Origin of the sequence: Nonomuraea maheshkhaliensis, from assembly GCF_039529435.1 — a bacterium.
In the GTDB taxonomy this organism is placed as follows: Bacteria; Actinomycetota; Actinomycetes; order Streptosporangiales; family Streptosporangiaceae; genus Nonomuraea; species Nonomuraea maheshkhaliensis.
Map to the genome: position 1 here is coordinate 1 of NZ_BAAAMU010000189.1, position 15,686 is coordinate 15,686.

Below are 15,686 nucleotides of genomic sequence, written 5' to 3' on the forward strand. Positions count from 1 at the left end.
CAGCCCAAGGGGCGCCGCCCCGCCGGCCCCCCCCCAGTCGGCCGGATCCAGCAGCCCGGCCTCGGCGTAGGACCATTCGCTCCATGCGCTCCATTCGCCGGCCGAGCCGTCGGCGCCGTGGACGCGCACCCGCGCGCCGCGCCGCTCGCGCGACCTCAGCGGCGCGCCCGGCCAGGGCACGAGCACCGAGTCCTGCGACTCGACCCGGCCGGTGGCGGTGCCGTCGCTCAGCTCGATCTCGTACGCCGCCTGCCGCCACCCGGGCAGCTCGGTGGTCACGGTCCAGGACAGGCGAGGCGCGGGTTCGCCGATGCCGAGAAGGTCGTCGTGGTGTTCGAACGTGGGTGTGCTGACGTGTGGCAAGGCGCTCCTTAGCCCTTGACGGCGCCGGCGGTCATACCGGCGACGATCTTGCGATTGAAGAAGACGAACAGCAGCAGCGGCGGGATCGTGATGAGCACGATGTCCATGAACAGCAGGTTCCACTGGGTGTTGTACTGGCTCTGGAAGTTGTAGAGCGTGACCTGCACGGTGGCGTTCTCGTCGCCGGGCAGCAGGTAGAGCGGGTTGACGAAGTCGTTGAAGATGTTCACCGAGCTGACCAGGACGACGGTGATGGTGACCGGCCGCAGCAGCGGGAAGACGACGCGGAAGAACAGCCGCAGGCCGCCGCAACCGTCGATCTGGGCCGCCTCGTCCAGCTCGCGCGGGATCGCCGCGATGAACGCCCGGAACAGCAGCATCGCGAACGACAGGTGGAAGGCCACCTCGGCCAGGATCATCCCCGGCAGGGTCTTGAACAGGCCCAGCGCCTGCAGCAGCCAGATGGTCGGCACGACCGCCGGCGGGATGATCAGCCCCGACAGCACGAGGAAGCCGGCCACCCTGGACACCCGGCCAGGACGGCGCTGCAGCACGAACGCGGCCATCGACGCGAAGACGACCAGCAGCGCCACGGAGGCGACGGTGATCACGGTGCTGTTGACGTAGGCGCGCAGCAGCACGTAGTCGCGCGCCTCCACCACGGCGACGAAGTTCTCGACGATCGGCCAGCTCGTCGGCCAGGCGAAGTCGAGGTCGGTGGCCTGCGTCTGGTCCTTGACCGCGGTCAGCAGCATGAACGCGAACGGGACCAGGAAGATCACCGTGGCCAGGACCAGCGTGACCGTCTCCGCGCCCAGCCGGCGAAGCGCCCTCATGCGGCCACCTGCCTCTTGCCGAGGAAATGGTTGAGCGGCACGGCGATGACCGTGACGACGAGGAAGAGCAGCACGTTGCCCGCGGTGGACAGGCCGAAGAAGCCGGCCTGGTACTGCTTGTAGATGATCGAGGCGATGGTGTCGCTGGTGAAGCCGGGCCCGCCGCGGGTCATCGTCCAGATGAGGTCGAACGAGCGCAGCCCGCCGATGAACGACAGGATGATCACCGAGTACGTGGCCGGCCGGCTCAGCGGCAGCGTGATGTGCCGGAAGCGGTGCCAGGCGCCGCCCCCGTCCACCGCCACGGCCTGGTAGTACTCGGCCGGGATCGACATGATGCCGGCGATGTAGATCACGGTGGCCAGGCCCACGCCCTTCCACACGTCCACCAGCGCCACCGACAGCAGCGCCGTGGTGGCGTCGCCGAGCCAGTCGCGCCCGTCCACGCCCACCACGGCCAGGGCCTCGTTCACCAGGCCCGTGTCCGGCTTGAGCAGCATGCTGAAGGTGATGCCCACGGCGACCGTGGAGACCAGCGTCGGGAAGAACACCACCGAGCGCAGGAAGCCGCGCAGCCGCAGCCGCGAGGTGAGCAGCACGCCCAGCAGCAGCCCGAGGACGACCTTCAGACCGCTGGTGAGCACCGCGTAGAACAGGGTGTTGCCGAAGCCGATGCTGAGGTTCTGCTCGGCCAGGAAGTCGCGGAAGTTGTCCAGGCCGACGAACGTGCTGTCGAACAACGTCCACCGGGTGAGCGCGAAGTAGAAGGCCATGGCCGTCGGCACCAGGAAGACGACCCCGAAGACGACGGCGGCGGGCAGGTAGAGCGCGTACGGGTAGGCCGCGTCGCGGCGGCGCGAGGCGCGGCCGGGGGCCCTGGCCGGGCCGGACCCCGTACGGGGCCCGGCGTGCTGGCTGGTCACCACCCCGCGAGACCCAGCTGCTTGGCCTGCTTCTCCACGTCCTTGTCGTACTGGGCGGCCCCCTCGGCGGGCGGCGTCAGCCCGGAGCCGACCGCGACCGTGATCTGTTCCAGCGACGGGCCCTTGACCGGCGAGACGAACTCCAGCGCCGGCGCCGTGGCGCCCTGGTCGACGTAGGTCTGCAGGTCCTTGGCGGCCTGGATGGCGTCGTCGGGCAGCTCGGCGCCGGTGATCCGGTACGGCCCGGTCGGCGGGACGGCCGCGGTGACCGCCTCGGCGGCCGGCGGCGAGGCGACGAAGGCCAGGAATTTCTTGGCCGCCTCCACGTTCTCGCTGGTCCTGGCGATGTAAATGGCGGCCGGCTCCCAGACCGTGGCGCCGTTGCGGGCCGCGTCGGTGCCCGGGATGCCGAAGAAGCCGACGTCCGTGGCCGCCTGCGGCAGCGTGGCGATCACCGGCGGCAGGGCGGAGCTGAGCATCGCGTAGTGCGCGCCCTTGCCCTCGGCCAGCATCTTGACGCCCTGGTCGTTGGTCGCCGAGCCGAAGCCCTCGTTCAGGTAGCCCTTGGCGTGCACCTCGGCCAGGTGCTCGAACCCGGCTCGCGCGGCCGGCGTGCCGGCGAACTTGACCTTGTTGGCGGTGTAGTCGCCGGCGAAGCCCGGCACCGCCGCCTGCACGTTGAAGAAGTCGCCGAGCACGAACAGCTGCGAGGTCCAGGTGTCCTTGAACGTGCCGATCACCGGGGTGATCCCGGCCGCCTTGATCTTCTCGTTGTTGGCCATGAAGTCGGCCCAAGTCCTGGGGACCTCCAGCTTGAGCCGTTCGTAGATCTTGCGGTTGTACAGGATGCCGCCGCCGGTCAGCGTGCCGGCCGGAACGCCGTACGCCTTGCCCTCCTGGCTCACCACCGGCAGGAAGTCCTTCCGCACACCTGCCAGCACCGGGTCGCCGGTGAGGTCGACCATGGTCTGCGCGGGGTTGAGCGCCTGGAGCAGCGAGCCCGAGTTGTACCAGAACACATCCGACATGTCGCCCGTGGAGAGGCGGGTCTTGACGATGTTGTCGCCCTCGCTGCCGCCCGGCCGCGTCTCCGTCTCGATCTTGATCTTGGGGTTGGCCCGCATGAAGGCGTCCGTGAGCGCCTTGGCGGTGGCGGTGGTCCCGAGGCTGTTGTCGACGAGGAACTTCAGCGTGACCGAGCCGTCGGCGGCCGGCCCGGCGCCGCCGCCCGAGCCGCACGAGGTCAGGGCCGTCATCGTGAGAACGGCCAGGGCCGCTCCCGCCATGCGGTGCGAGGTCTTCACAACGCCCCTCCGGGTTCGTTGAAACGTTTTAAACGTCCCCCGATGGGAGTTAACGTAAGCGTTACCTGGCGGGCCGTCAAGACGCTGATGGGGAACGGTCCCCGATCGACATCCTTGTCATCGTGGCCTTCCTGGAGGTTCGGTGAGGTCGGATGGGTAACGTTACCCATCCGAGGTCCAGGCGGTGCGGGGCTCGTACAATCGAGCGGCGTCTGGTCGAGCGAGAGGCGGCACATGGTCACACGGGACCGGCAGCGCAGGGTGACGATCACCGACGTGGCCAGGCACGCCCAGGTGTCCACCACGGCGGTGTCGAAGGTGCTGCGCAACGCCGGCGGCGTCAGCGAGGCGATGCGCGCCAAGGTGCGGGCCGCCATCGACGATCTCGGCTACCGCCCGCACAACGCGGCCCGCGCCATGCGCGGGCGCACCTTCACCATCGGCGTGCTGCTGCCGCACATCAGGAACCCGTTCTTCGCCGACATCATCGACGGCCTGACGGACGAGATCTCCGCCAGCGGATACCAGGCCATCATGGTGCAGAGCGGGGGCCGCGACCCCGCCGCGGAGCGGCGCGCGAGCGACGCGCTGGTGGACCGGCAGGTGGACGGCGTCTTCTGGGTCGCCCCCGCCTGCGCCAGGGCGCAGCTGGAACAGCTGGCCGACGACACCCCGCTCGTCGTGCTCGGCCGCCACGACCGCTCCTCCCGCTACGACTGCGTCCTCGACGACGACGAGGTGGGGGCCGAACTGGCGGTCGAGCACCTCATCGGGCTGGGCCACCGGCGCGTCGCGCACATCACCGACTCCCTCAGGAGCCGCTCGACCGCCCTGCTGCAGACCATCAGGGCGGCCACCTACGAACGGGTGATGACCGAGCACGGCCTGGCCGAGCACATCGCCGTGGCCAGCACCTCCTACACCGAGGAGGGCGGCTACGAGGGCACCCGCGAGCTGCTGTCGCGCGACCCGCGCCCTACCGCCATCTTCGCCGGCTCCGACCAGGCCGCCTTCGGCGCCCTCGCGGCCGTGCACGAGGCCGGCCTGACCGTGCCCGGCGACATCTCCGTGGCCGGCTACGACAACGCCAGGGTGACCGGGCTCGCGCACATCGCGCTGACCAGCGTCGACCAGGACGGCGCGCTGATGGGCCGGACGGCGGGCCGGCTGCTGCTCGAACGCATCGGCGGGCGCACCGCCGCGGTGCGCTTCTCGGTCACCCCTACCCTCGTCACCCGTCGCTCCACCGCACCTCCGGATCCGCGCCTTGAGGGCCGTACGCCGGATTGGTGACAAAGGGCCATATTCCTGCAAGTCCGTCGCCAAGATGTGGCAACGGCCGGTCTCGTCCCGGACACCGCTCCCTACGATTGAACCCATGACAGCTCCAACGGGTACGGCATCGACGGCAGCGCAGGACGGAACGAGGTAGCGCGTGCGGAGCCGCGCTGAGGAGCGGATCCGGCCATACACGGCGGGGCTGGACGAGGCCTTGGCCCGGGTCGTCCGTGACACGACGGCGCACATCGGCGCGATCTACCTGCTCTCCCCGCCCGGCGAGGTGCCCGGCGGCGTGCCCGGCGGCGTGGTGGACAACGGGGAGCAGGTCCTGCTGATGGAGGCCGAGATCGGCATGCCCGGCCAGATCGTCAAGCCGTGGACCAGGATCAGGACGAACGCGAGCGCGCCGGTGGCCGCGGCGGTCCGCAGGCGCCGGCTGATCTGGGTGCCCGACCGCCAGGAGATGGCGGCCAGGTTCCCCGGGTCGGCCTTGGCGCTGCCGTACCGGTTCGCGTGCGTCGCCGTGCCCCTGGTGGAGGGGGCCCGGCTGTGGGGAGCGCTGGCGCTGCTCTGGCCGGCCTCCCGGCCGGCCGAGCTCGCAACCGCCGAGCGGGAGGCCGTCGAGGCCGCCGCCCACAACATGGCCACCCTGCTGGGGCAGGCGGCCGACAGCGGGCATCGGCTGGAGCCCGCCGAGGAGCCGCGCGTCCTGCCGCAGGGGCGGGCCCTGATGCCGGAGCCGCACGCCGCCATGGCCGGCTATCTCGACCGGCTGCGCGGCGCCTGCGTCGCGCTCAACCTGGACGGCGTCATCACCTTCGCCGACGCGACCGGGGCCGCCCTGCTCGGCGCCGACGTGGCCGAACTGCGCGGGAAACCGCTGTGGGAGGTGGCGTCGTGGCTGAAGGACCCGGTCTTCGAGGACCGCTGCCGGGCCGCGGTGGTCAGCCAGGAGCTCACGTGGTGCACCGCCCGCCATCCCGACGGCCGTGAGCTGCGGTTCTGGCTCTATCCCGACCCGTCGGGCATCAGCCTGCGCATCACTCCGGCCGCGCAGGACGACCCGGCCAACGCCTACCCGCGCGATCCCTCCGCCGGCGCGGCGGGGATGCACCGGGTGGACGTCTACTACAACTTCCTGCACATGGTGGCGGGCCTGACGCGGGCCCTGAACGTACGTGAGGCCGTCGACCTGATCGCCGACCATGTCATGCCGGTGTTCCGGGCCGCGGCCATGGCGATCATCATCGCCGAGGGCGGCCGGATGCGGATCGTCGGTTCCCACGGATACCCCACCGACGTGCTCGACAGGTTCGACGGGCTGCCCCTGGCCTCGCCCACACCGGTGGCGCAGGTCCTGCGCAGCGGCGAGCCGCTGTTCGCGGGCAGCTGGAGCGAGCTGGGCGAGCTCTATCCCGAGCTGAACCGCGACGGTCCGATGCAGGCGTGGGCGCTCCTGCCGCTGGCCGTCTCCGACGACATCTTCGGCTGCTGCGTGCTCGCCTTCGACCATCCCCATCCCTTCACCGCCGAGCAGCGCGCCACGCTCACCGCCCTGGCCGGCATGATGGGGCCGGCGCTCGACCGGGCCCTCGTCTACGACACCAAGGACCGGCTCTCCCACACCCTGCAGACCTCCCTGCTGCCCGGCAGCCTGCCCGAGATCGCCGGGCTGGAGGTGGCCGCCCGCTACGTGCCCGCCACGCGGGGCGTCGGCGTCGGCGGCGACTTCTACGACCTCATCCGGCTCGACGACACCACCGCCGCCGCGGTCATCGCGGACGTCCAGGGACACAACATGACCGCCGCCGCGCTCATGGGTCAGGTCCGCACGGCCATCCACGCCCACGCCGCCACCGGCGCCGGCCCCGGCGACGTGCTCATGCACACCAACCGCCTGCTCCTCGACCTGCGCGCCGACCTGTTCACCAGCTGCCTGCTCGTCTACGTCAACCTGCGGCTGCGCACGCTCTGCGCGGCCAACGCCGGGCACCTGCCGCCGCTGCTGCGCCCGCCGAGCATGCCCGCCGAGGTCATCGACGTGCCGCCCGGCGTGCTGCTCGGCATCGACCCCGACGCCGACTATCCCACCGTGCAGACGCCGTTCCCGCCCGGCGCCGTCCTGGCCCTCTACACCGACGGCCTGGTCGAGTCGCCGGGGACCGACCTCGACGAGGCCATCGGCGGGCTCGCCGCGCACCTCACCCGTGCCTGCGACGAACCCCTCGAACACCTCACCGACGCCCTGCTCGACCACGCGCCCCACACCAGGCACCGCGCGGACGACATCGCGCTCATGCTGCTCCAGCACCGCGGGACGGGCCCGCAGCGGACCCCCTGAACCACGCGCAAGAATTGCACGTTATGCAATGCCGTCGAGCACATCGAGGCGATGCGGGCGGCCGGGTACGAGGCCGACCTCGTCCCCGCGTTCGCCCTGCCGCTGCCCTCGCTGGTCATCTGCGAGCTGCTCGGCGTCGACTACGCCGACCGGGCCGAGTTCCAGAACGCACCGCCGTCTCGCTCAACTCCGCCGCCCCGCCCGAGGCGCGGGCCGAGGCCGGCGCCGCGCTGCACGCGTTCATGCGCCGGCTCGTCGCGGACAAGCGCGCCCGTCGCACCGACGACCTGCTGTCCGGCCTCATCCACGACGCCGACCCGCCGCTGACCGACGCCCAGCTCGTCGACATCGCCACCGTGCTGCTCGGCGCCGGTCACGAGACCACCGCGAACATGCTCGGCCTGGGCGCCTTCGCGCTGCTGGAGCACCCCGGCCAGCTCGGCGCGCTGCGTGACGACCCGGGACTGATCGACGACGCGGTCGAGGAGTTGCTGCGTTACCTGTCGATCATCCAGCTCGGCGTCAGCCGGGTCACCACCGAGCCGGTCACGGTGGGCGGCGTGGACCTCCCCGCCGGCGCCACGGTCGTGATCGCCACTCCCGAGGTCAACCGCGACGAACGGCACTGAGCCGAACCCGACCGGTTCGACGTGCGCCGCCCGCGCGCCTCGCACCTGGCCTTCGGCCAGGGCATCCACCAGTGCCTGGGCCAGCAGCTGGCCCGGGTCGAGCTGCGGATCGGCCTGCGCGAGCTGATCACGCGCCTGCCCGGCCTGCGCCTGGCCGTGCCCGCCGCGCAGGTGCCGCTGCGGGACGAGACGCTCATCTTCGGCGTGCACTCCCTGCCCGTCGCCTGGTCCTGGTCGCGATGAGTTTTCCTCGCCGCGGAGGTCGGTACGGATGACACATCGGCCCAGCGCACGGATGAGGACCTGACAGTGGATCTCTTCGCCGGCATTCCCGTCACCGACTACGCGGCGGCGGCGCCCTGGTACGAGCGGTTCTTCGGCCGGCCGCCGTCGTTCCTGCCCAACGACATCGAGGCGGTGTGGGAGACGGCCGAGCACCGTTACGTCTACATCGTCCAGGATCCGCGACGGGCGGGGAACGCCCTGGTGCTGCTGTACGTCGGCGACCTCGACAAGGAGGTCGCCGAGGTCGCGGGCCGGGGGATCGAGCCCGCGGAGCGGGAGACGTTCGAAGGGGGCGCGACCAAGGTGATCTACCGCGACCCCGACGGCAACGAGATCAGCCTGGGCGGCGGCCCGGCCTGACCCTCCCTCAGGGGTCCGGCCCGGCCGGGTGGCGGGGCGCGGTCAGGGGTTCGGCCCGCGCGGACGGCGGGGCGCGGTCAGGGGCAGGAGCACGTCGTCGACGACGGCGACGACGTCCTCCTCGCTCACGTGCCCTTTGTGCATCGTCTCGCCCAGGATCATGCGCGGCCCGACCGACGCGACCAGCGGCGTCACCGCCGCCGGGTCCGCCTCACCGCGCTCGGCGGCGGCGCGCAGGCGTCCGATGACGATGTCCTGGTGGCGGACGATGACCAGGGCGCGGACGGCGTCCTGCAGCTCCGGCGGGCGGCCCCGATCGGTCAGCAGCGGGATGATGGCCCGGCCACGCGGCTCGTCGAGCACGCGGGCCAGCCCGCACAGCAGGGCCAGCAGGTCGCCGCGCAGGGTGCCCGTGTCGGGAACGGGGGCGGCGGCGAACCCCTCGACCGGATCCTTCATCGCGTCCAGCAGCAGCTCGGCGGGGCTCGACCAGCGGCGGTAGAGGACCGACTTGCCGGTCCCCGCGCGGGGGGCGAGCTTGTCGAAGGCGAGCGCGTCGTATCCGTGCCGGGCCAGCTCCTCGAACGCGGCCCGGTAGATCGCCCTGGTCAGCGCCTCACCCCGCCGCCGCGTGGGCCGGCCCGCCGGTCCGGCACCGGAGCCGGGAGACGGGCCGTCGGCGGAGCCGGAAGACGGGCCGCCGGCGGGCCGGGGTGGAGGGTCGGTGGCGTCGGCGGGATGCGGGAGCACGCCTCCGGTTATAGCCGACCCGGGCGCGCGGCCCGCAGTGGACATGCCAGCTCTCGGGGGACTAGCCTCCCTGCGTTAGAGGACAAATCTGTCCCTTAATTGGAGGAGGGCTCCATCGTGAACGCATTCGCCCTGGTCAACGCGCGGGTCTTCGACGGGTGGCGGCTGACGGAACCGGCCACCGTCGTCGTCGAGAACGGGCTCATCGCCTCCGGGGCGGCGCGGGGCGAGCGGATCGACGCCCGCGGGGCCGTCCTGCTTCCCGGGCTGATCGACGGCCACGTCCACGTCCGCAGCGCCCGAGCCCGGGACGCGCTGGCCCGCCACGGGGTGACCACCGGCCTGGACATGGCCTCCTGGCCGCCGGAACTGTCCGCCTCGCTGCGTGGCGCCCCGGGCACCGCCGACCTGCGCAGCGCCGGACTGCCCGCCATCGGGCCCGAGGGGCCGCACGCCCGCCTGCTGGTGAAGGAGCCCGAGGCCGTCGTCACGGACGCCCGCGAGGCGGAGGGCTGGGTCGCGGCCCGGATCGCGGAGGGCGCGGACTACGTCAAGATCGTCATGGAGGCGCCCGGCGGGGGCGGCGTGGAGGCCGGCGTGGCCAAGGCGATCGTGGACGCCGCCCACGCGCGCGGCCGGCGGGTGGTCGCGCACGCCGCCTCCGCCGGGGCGTACACGATGGCCGTCGACTCCGGCGCCGACGTCATCACCCACTGCCCGCGCGGCGCGGCCGCCGACCCCGCCGACGTGACCCGCATGCGCGCCGAGGGACGCGTGTCCGTCCCCACCCTGGTCATGATGCGGGGCCTCGCCCGCTTCTTCGGCGCCCCCGGCGACTTCGCCGGATGCGCGGCGACCGTGGCGGCTCTGCACGCGGCCGGAGTGCCCGTTCTGGCCGGGACCGACGCCAACGACGAACCCGGCGTCCCCTTCCAGGCCGAGCACGGCGCGAGCCTGCACCAGGAGCTGCGGCTGCTGGTCGAGGCCGGGCTGAGCCCCGCCGAGGCGCTGCGCGCGGCGACGTCCCTGCCCGCGCGGCACTTCTCCCTCGGCGACCGGGGGAGCGTCGAGCCCGGACGCCGGGCCGACCTCGTCCTCATCGACGGCGACCCGCTGGCCGCCATCACCGCGACCGCGCACGTCCTGCGCGTGTGGTGCGCCGGCGTCGAACACCTCCCCACCTGAGCACACCCGGGGCAAAGGTATACATAAGCAAGTGATATAAGTTGCTTATGGATATCGATCCCCCTGCTCAGCCCGTGGACGAGCTGGAGCTGGCGGTCGGGCTGGCCCGGATCAGGACGATGATGCGCCTGCTCGACGTCCCCAGGGACCTGTCGATCACGGCGCTGTCCACGCTGGCCGGCCTGGAACGTCTGGGCCCGCGCCGGCTGACCGACCTGGCCGTCATGGAGGGCGTCACGCAGCCCGCGATGACCCAGCTCGTCTCCCGGCTCGAACGGGAGGCGCTGGCCGAGCGGCAGGCCGATCCCTCCGACCGGCGGGTCGTCGTGGTCGCCATCACCCGGCACGGCCGCGCCGAGCTGGCCCGTCGCCGCGCGGTCCAGGCCAAGAGGCTCGCCGAGCTGCTGGCGGAGTTGCCGGAGGAAGACCGCGCCGCCATCGCCGCCGCGCTGCCGGCTCTCGAACGGCTGACCGCGCGAGCCTTCGGCCCCGCCGGCCCCGCTGTCCCCTCCCCCGAGGTGAGTGCATGACCAGCCCCGCCAGTCCCGCCCCCAGTCCCGCCCCCAGTCCTGTCCCGAGCCCCTTCCGTCAGCCCAAGGCCGTCTGGGCGGTCGCGTTCGCGTGCGTGATCTCCTTCATGGGGATCGGTCTCGTCGACCCGATCCTGCCCGCGATCTCCGCCGACCTGCACGCCTCGCCCAGCCAGGTGACGCTGCTGTTCACGAGTTACCTGGTCGTCATGGCCGTCGCGATGCTGATCACCGGCTGGGTGTCGAGCCGCATCGGCGCCAAGTGGACGCTGATCGCCGGGCTCGTGCTGATCGTCGTGTTCAGTGCGCTGGCCGGCACCTCCGGCAGCGTCGGCGGCATCATCGGCTTCCGCGCGGGCTGGGGCCTGGGCAACGCGCTGTTCGTGGCGACGTCCCTGGCCGTCATCGTGGCCGCCGCCAGCGGCGGCTTCAGCGGTGCGATCATCCTGTACGAGGCCGCGCTCGGCCTGGGCATCGCCATCGGCCCGCTGCTCGGCGGCGCGCTCGGCCACATCAGCTGGCGCGGCCCCTTCTACGGCGTCGCCGTGCTGATGACCGTCGCCCTGCTCGCCACCGTCCTGCTGGTACGCCCGCAGCCGAAACCCGCGCGCAGAACCTCCCTGCTCGACCCGCTCAAGGCCCTGCGCCACCGCGGCCTGCTGATCATGAGCCTGACGGCCCTCTGCTACAACTGGGGCTTCTTCACCGTGCTCGGCTACGCGCCCTTCCCCATGGAGCTGGACGCCATCCAGCTCGGCCTCGTCTTCACCGGCTGGGGCCTGATGGTGGCGATCTTCTCGGTGGCCGGCGCGCCCTGGCTGCAGCGCCGGCTGGGCCTGGCCCGCACGCTCTACGGCAACCTCGCCCTGTTCGCGGTGGTCATCTTCGTCATCGCCGCCTTCGTCGACAACCGGCCGGTGCTGATCACCGCCGTGATCGTGGCCGGCGTCTTCATCGGCGTGAACAACACGCTGACCACCCAGGCCGTGATGATGGTCGCGCCGGTGGAACGGCCGGTGGCCTCGGCGGCGTACGGGTTCGTGCGCTTCATCGGCGGCGGCCTGGCGCCGTTCGCGGCCGGGCAGCTCGCCGAGCACTTCAACGTGCACGTGCCCTTCGTCATCGGCGCCTGCGCGATCCTCGTCGGCATCGCCATCCTCGCCACCGGCCACCGCGACCTGGTGCGCGCCGAGAGCAACCAGGCCCAGCTGGACGCCCACGCCGGCCAGGGCGAACGGGACGCCGAGCTGGCCGAGGCCGCCGAGGCCGCCACCGGCACCCCGAGCTGAGCCGGCCCGGCGCAGCATCACGCATCGCCGCCATGCGGCTCGTTCCCGGTTGGCGGGCTGTTCCCCGGCCGAGTAGGTTCCATTCTGGAACTTGGACAGAAGTGAAAAAGAGCCCCCTCAGCCCGGCGGGACCGGACGAGCGCGGGGCTCGCCACGGAGGAACAGCGCATGGCAGCACGCGTCACCGCACTGACGTACTACCCGATCAAAGGATGCGCCGGAGTGGCGGCGGAAGAGGTGACGCTCACGCCCGCCGGCCTCGCGCACGACCGCAGCTTCATGGTCGTCAACGAGGGGGGCGGCTTCATGAGCCAGCGCCGCGATCCGCGGATGGCGCTGATCCGCCCCGAGGTCGGCGACGGCGGCGCGCGGCTGCGCCTGCGGGCTCCCGGCATCGAGGATCTGGACCTCGACGTGGACGTGAGCGGCACTCGGGAGCGCGTGGAGCTGTTCGGGAAGCCGTATCTGGGCATCGACCAGGGGCCGGCGGCCGGGCGCTGGCTCTCGCACGTGCTCGGGCAGCCGAGCAGGCTCGTCCGGGTGCCGCCCGAGCACGCCCGGGTGACCGGCGGCAGGACGCCCGGCACGGCGGGGTTCGCCGACAGCGGCGCCGTGCTCGTCGTCTCGTGCGCCAGCCTGGACCAGCTCAACCACAGGCTCGCCGCGCGCGGCGAGGGCCCGCTGCCCGTCAACCGGTTCCGTCCCAACATCGTCGTGGACGGCTGGGACGAGCCGCACACCGAGGACCGCGCGTACGCCGTCACGATCGGCGCGGCCGAGCTCGGCTACGCGAAGATCGCCATCCGCTGTGTCGTCACCACGATCGACCAGGACAGCGGGACCAAGGCGGGCCATGAGCCGCTGCGCACCCTGGCAGGCTACCGCAGGGCCGCCCAGGGCGGGGTGGCCTTCGGCGCCAAGTTCTCCGTGGTCGCGACCGGCGCCATCGCCGTCGGGGACGCGGTCAAGGTCACCTCGTGGGGCGCGTCCGAGCTCTGATCCACAGGCGCCTCGGCGCGCCGCCCTCGTCGTGTAGCACGCGAGCACGTAGCATCGAAATAATGCGATATGTTGATGCGAAAGCGGTCAATGGGGAGAGGCGCGATGAGCGGCATGCACGGCATGGATCTCGGGACGTTCGGGATCTACACCTTCGACTTCGAGCACCAGCCGGCGGCGCTGGTGCGTGAGTCGGTCCAGGAGCTGGAGGAGCTGGGCTGGCCGGCGGTGTGGGTGCCCGAGCTGCTCGGCCGCGAGGCGCTGACGCACGCCGGCTTCCTGCTCGCGTCGACCAGGCGGCTGCGCGTGGTCAACGGCGTCGCGCGCATCTGGTCGCGCGGGGCACGGTGGACGTACGGGGCCGCGGCGCTGCTCGCCGACGCCTACCCGGACCGGCACGTGCTCGGGCTCGGCTTCGGCGGCGAGCCGCGTCCGGGCACCACGCCGCTGGTGGCCATGGCCGCCTACCTGGACGAGATGGACACGCTGGAGCCGGTCGGCCCGGTGCCGCAGGGGCCGATGCGGCGCATCCTGGCCGCGTACGGGCCCAAGATGCTGGAGCTGGCCCGCGACCGGGCCGCCGGCGCGCAGACCTACCACGTCAACGTGGCGCACACCGAGCAGGCGCGGCGTGTCCTGGGCGCCGAGCCCTTCCTCGCGGTCGAGCACCCCGTGCTGTTCGAGAGCGACCCGGCCAAGGCGCGGGCGGTCGCGCGCGAGCACCTGCGCCCCTACCTGTCCACGCCTTACAACCTGGCCAAGTTCCGGCGGCTGGGGTACGCGGAGGAGGAGCTCTCCGGCGGCGGCGGCGACCGGCTGGTGGACGACTTCGTCTTCTGGGGCGATCTGGACACGATCGCGGGCAAGCTGCACGGCCATCTCGACGCGGGCGCCGACCATGTCACCGTACAGGTGATCGGGGTGCGGCCGGGGGAGTCGGCGATGCCCTACTGGCGGCGACTGGCCGGCGCGCTCCTGCCCGCATCCGCCAGCGCGGCGCCGAGCCGCAGGGCCTCGTCGACCGCCGAGGGGATGTCGGCGATCGGGTAGATGACGTGATGGATCGTCCGGTGGGCGTCGGCGACGACGACGGCCCGCTTGAGCCGCAGGGTCTGCCCGGCGCGGAACGTGGGCAGCCGCAGGGCCGCGCACAGGGCGAGATCCACGTCCGACAGCAGGGGGAACGGAATGTCCTCGGCGTCGGCGAACGCCTGCTGCTCGTCGGGGCTCTGCGTGCTCACCCCGCGCAGGGCCACCCCGGCCCGCGCGAAGGCGGCGGCAGAGGCGCGGAACAGGCGGTTCTCCAGGGTGCAGCCGGACGCTCCCGGGATCCGCGTCCAGTCCTCCGGCAGGAGGCCCGGAGCGCCGGTGGCCGGATAGGTGAAGATCACGGTGGCGGGCGCGTCGGCGGACACCACGTCCCGCTCGCCACGGCCGGTCGCGGGCAGGCTGAGGGGATATGGCACGGAGGTCCCGGTCAGGGCGCGCAGCCGGGTGGCCTCGGGGCCGGTGGGGGAGGCGCCGGCGGTGAGGGTGCCGTCGCCCAGGACGAAGCGGTCGGCCCAGTCTTGAAGCCCGATCAGCACGGGGGCCAGCGCCCGGCCGGCGTCGGTCAGGTGGTACTCGTACCGGACCGGCCGCCGCTGGTACGCGCGGCGCTCCAGCACGGCGTGATCGAGCAGGTGCTTGAGCCGCTCGGCCAGCACGCGCCGCGAGATGGCCAGCTCCGACTGGAGGTCGTCGAAGCGGTGCCGGCCCCGGCTGACCTCCCGCACGATGAGCAGGCTCCACCACTCGCCGACCACCGCCGCGGCCTGCGCGATGGCGCAGCCGGCGTCCAGCTCGCGCACCACTCGTGCCACCGCTCGCCTCCTCGCCGTCCACCGCGAGTGTACCGAGTGGGTTTCAGATGGGAATCCACCTCGTGCGGTGAACGGCTCGGACGGGGCGCGGCGCTCACCCTCGTCGCCGGCGCGGCAGGTGATCAGTGCACGCCGCGGATGGTGCCGCCGTCCACCCGCAGGGTGGTGCCGGTGACGTAGTCGGCGAACGGTCCGCAGAGGTAGAGCACCGCGGCGGCGATCTCCTCGGGGCGGCCCAGCCGGCCGACGTCGTTCGGCGCCAGTTCCTCGATCGCGTGGCGTTCGATCTCCGGCCACGTCTCGCCCCAGCCGCGCCCGGCCGCGAGGCCGGTGATGAAGCGCCGGACGCCGTCGACCAGGATGGCGCCGGGGGAGACGGTGTTGGACGTGACGCCGGTCCCCCTCAGCTCGCGGGCCAGCGACACCGCGAGGTTGTGCCGGGCCGCCAGCGTGGCGCTGTAGTGCGGCAGCTCGGCGCCCGGCTGCAGGGCGAGCCCGCCGCCGATCTGGATGACCCGGCCCCAGCCGAGCTCCCGCATCCCGGGGACCACCCGCTGGATCATGCGGACCCCGGAGACGACGTTGACCTCGTACGCCTGGCGCCAGTCGTCGGCCGTGGCGTCCCGCCACGAGCGGTGCGGGTAGGCGCCGGCGTTGTTGACCAGGATGTCGATGGGCCCCGCCGCCACCGCGGCCGTGGCCACGGCGTCGGCTCCCGCGTCGGTGGCCTGGTCGCCGACGGCGGCGAC

General features: G+C 72.5%; 15 protein-coding genes and 1 pseudogene. 9 read left to right on the plus strand and 7 right to left on the minus strand.

What is annotated here, in order from left to right:
• The 4 genes from ABFX54_RS53015 to ABFX54_RS53030 form a co-directional block, all read right to left on the minus strand.
• A partial coding sequence (locus tag ABFX54_RS53015; RefSeq protein WP_487047338.1) for a glycoside hydrolase family 78 protein occupies positions 1-363 on the minus strand: 363 nt, incomplete at its 3' end.
• An 8-nt stretch (positions 364-371) separates the two neighbouring features.
• Complete coding sequence (locus ABFX54_RS53020) at positions 372-1,199, minus strand: carbohydrate ABC transporter permease (RefSeq protein WP_346114924.1); 828 nt, start codon at positions 1,197-1,199, stop codon at positions 372-374.
• On the minus strand, positions 1,196-2,122 hold the full coding sequence (locus ABFX54_RS53025; RefSeq protein WP_346114926.1) for a carbohydrate ABC transporter permease: 927 nt from the start codon (positions 2,120-2,122) through the stop codon (positions 1,196-1,198). The genes ABFX54_RS53020 and ABFX54_RS53025 overlap by 4 nt, the downstream gene beginning before the upstream one ends.
• Positions 2,119-3,426 carry an ABC transporter substrate-binding protein gene (locus ABFX54_RS53030; protein WP_346114927.1) on the minus strand — a complete coding sequence of 436 codons (1,308 nt, stop codon included), beginning with the start codon at positions 3,424-3,426 and terminating at the stop codon, positions 2,119-2,121. The genes ABFX54_RS53025 and ABFX54_RS53030 overlap by 4 nt, the downstream gene beginning before the upstream one ends.
• Positions 3,427-3,660: 234 nt before the next feature.
• Here ABFX54_RS53030 and ABFX54_RS53035 point away from each other — a divergent pair, with 234 nt between their 5' ends.
• From ABFX54_RS53035 to ABFX54_RS53050, 4 genes and pseudogenes are all read left to right on the plus strand, one after another.
• Positions 3,661-4,719, plus strand: coding sequence for a LacI family DNA-binding transcriptional regulator (locus ABFX54_RS53035; RefSeq protein ID WP_346114928.1), 1,059 nt, complete (start codon positions 3,661-3,663; stop codon positions 4,717-4,719).
• 142 nt (positions 4,720-4,861) lie between these two features.
• Positions 4,862-7,048, plus strand: a complete 2,187-nt coding sequence (locus tag ABFX54_RS53040) for a SpoIIE family protein phosphatase (protein WP_346114929.1) — start codon at positions 4,862-4,864, stop codon at positions 7,046-7,048.
• Positions 7,049-7,290: 242 nt separating this feature from the next.
• Positions 7,291-7,920: pseudogene (locus ABFX54_RS53045) on the plus strand (cytochrome P450).
• 66 nt (positions 7,921-7,986) lie between these two features.
• Positions 7,987-8,322: a VOC family protein gene (locus ABFX54_RS53050; protein ID WP_346114930.1), complete on the plus strand. Its 336-nt coding sequence runs from the start codon at positions 7,987-7,989 to the stop codon at positions 8,320-8,322.
• A 42-nt stretch (positions 8,323-8,364) separates the two neighbouring features.
• Here ABFX54_RS53050 and ABFX54_RS53055 read toward each other — a convergent pair whose 3' ends face one another.
• Positions 8,365-9,072, minus strand: a complete 708-nt coding sequence (locus ABFX54_RS53055) for a TetR/AcrR family transcriptional regulator (protein ID WP_346114932.1) — start codon at positions 9,070-9,072, stop codon at positions 8,365-8,367.
• 117 nt (positions 9,073-9,189) lie between these two features.
• Between ABFX54_RS53055 and ABFX54_RS53060 the strand changes: the two genes are divergently transcribed.
• From ABFX54_RS53060 to ABFX54_RS53080, 5 genes are all read left to right on the plus strand, one after another.
• Complete coding sequence (locus tag ABFX54_RS53060) at positions 9,190-10,257, plus strand: amidohydrolase family protein (protein WP_346114934.1); 1,068 nt, start codon at positions 9,190-9,192, stop codon at positions 10,255-10,257.
• A 47-nt stretch (positions 10,258-10,304) separates the two neighbouring features.
• Positions 10,305-10,787 (plus strand): MarR family winged helix-turn-helix transcriptional regulator, encoded by a 483-nt coding sequence (locus tag ABFX54_RS53065; protein ID WP_346114936.1) that lies wholly within the window; start codon positions 10,305-10,307, stop codon positions 10,785-10,787.
• Positions 10,784-12,076, plus strand: a complete 1,293-nt coding sequence (locus ABFX54_RS53070; RefSeq protein ID WP_346114938.1) for an MFS transporter — start codon at positions 10,784-10,786, stop codon at positions 12,074-12,076. The genes ABFX54_RS53065 and ABFX54_RS53070 overlap by 4 nt, the downstream gene beginning before the upstream one ends.
• Before the next feature lie 168 nt (positions 12,077-12,244).
• A complete protein-coding gene (locus ABFX54_RS53075; protein ID WP_346114940.1) occupies positions 12,245-13,075 on the plus strand; it encodes an MOSC domain-containing protein in 831 nt (276 codons plus the stop codon).
• A 105-nt stretch (positions 13,076-13,180) separates the two neighbouring features.
• Positions 13,181-14,125 (plus strand): TIGR03620 family F420-dependent LLM class oxidoreductase, encoded by a 945-nt coding sequence (locus ABFX54_RS53080; RefSeq protein WP_346114942.1) that lies wholly within the window; start codon positions 13,181-13,183, stop codon positions 14,123-14,125.
• Here ABFX54_RS53080 and ABFX54_RS53085 read toward each other — a convergent pair.
• Together ABFX54_RS53085 and ABFX54_RS53090 are read right to left on the minus strand one after the other, a co-directional pair.
• Positions 14,023-14,937, minus strand: coding sequence for a winged helix-turn-helix transcriptional regulator (locus ABFX54_RS53085; protein ID WP_346114944.1), 915 nt, complete (start codon positions 14,935-14,937; stop codon positions 14,023-14,025). The genes ABFX54_RS53080 and ABFX54_RS53085 overlap by 103 nt on opposite strands.
• Positions 14,938-15,059: 122 nt before the next feature.
• Positions 15,060-15,686 (minus strand): SDR family NAD(P)-dependent oxidoreductase (locus tag ABFX54_RS53090; protein ID WP_346114946.1); only part of this gene is annotated, 627 nt, incomplete at its 5' end.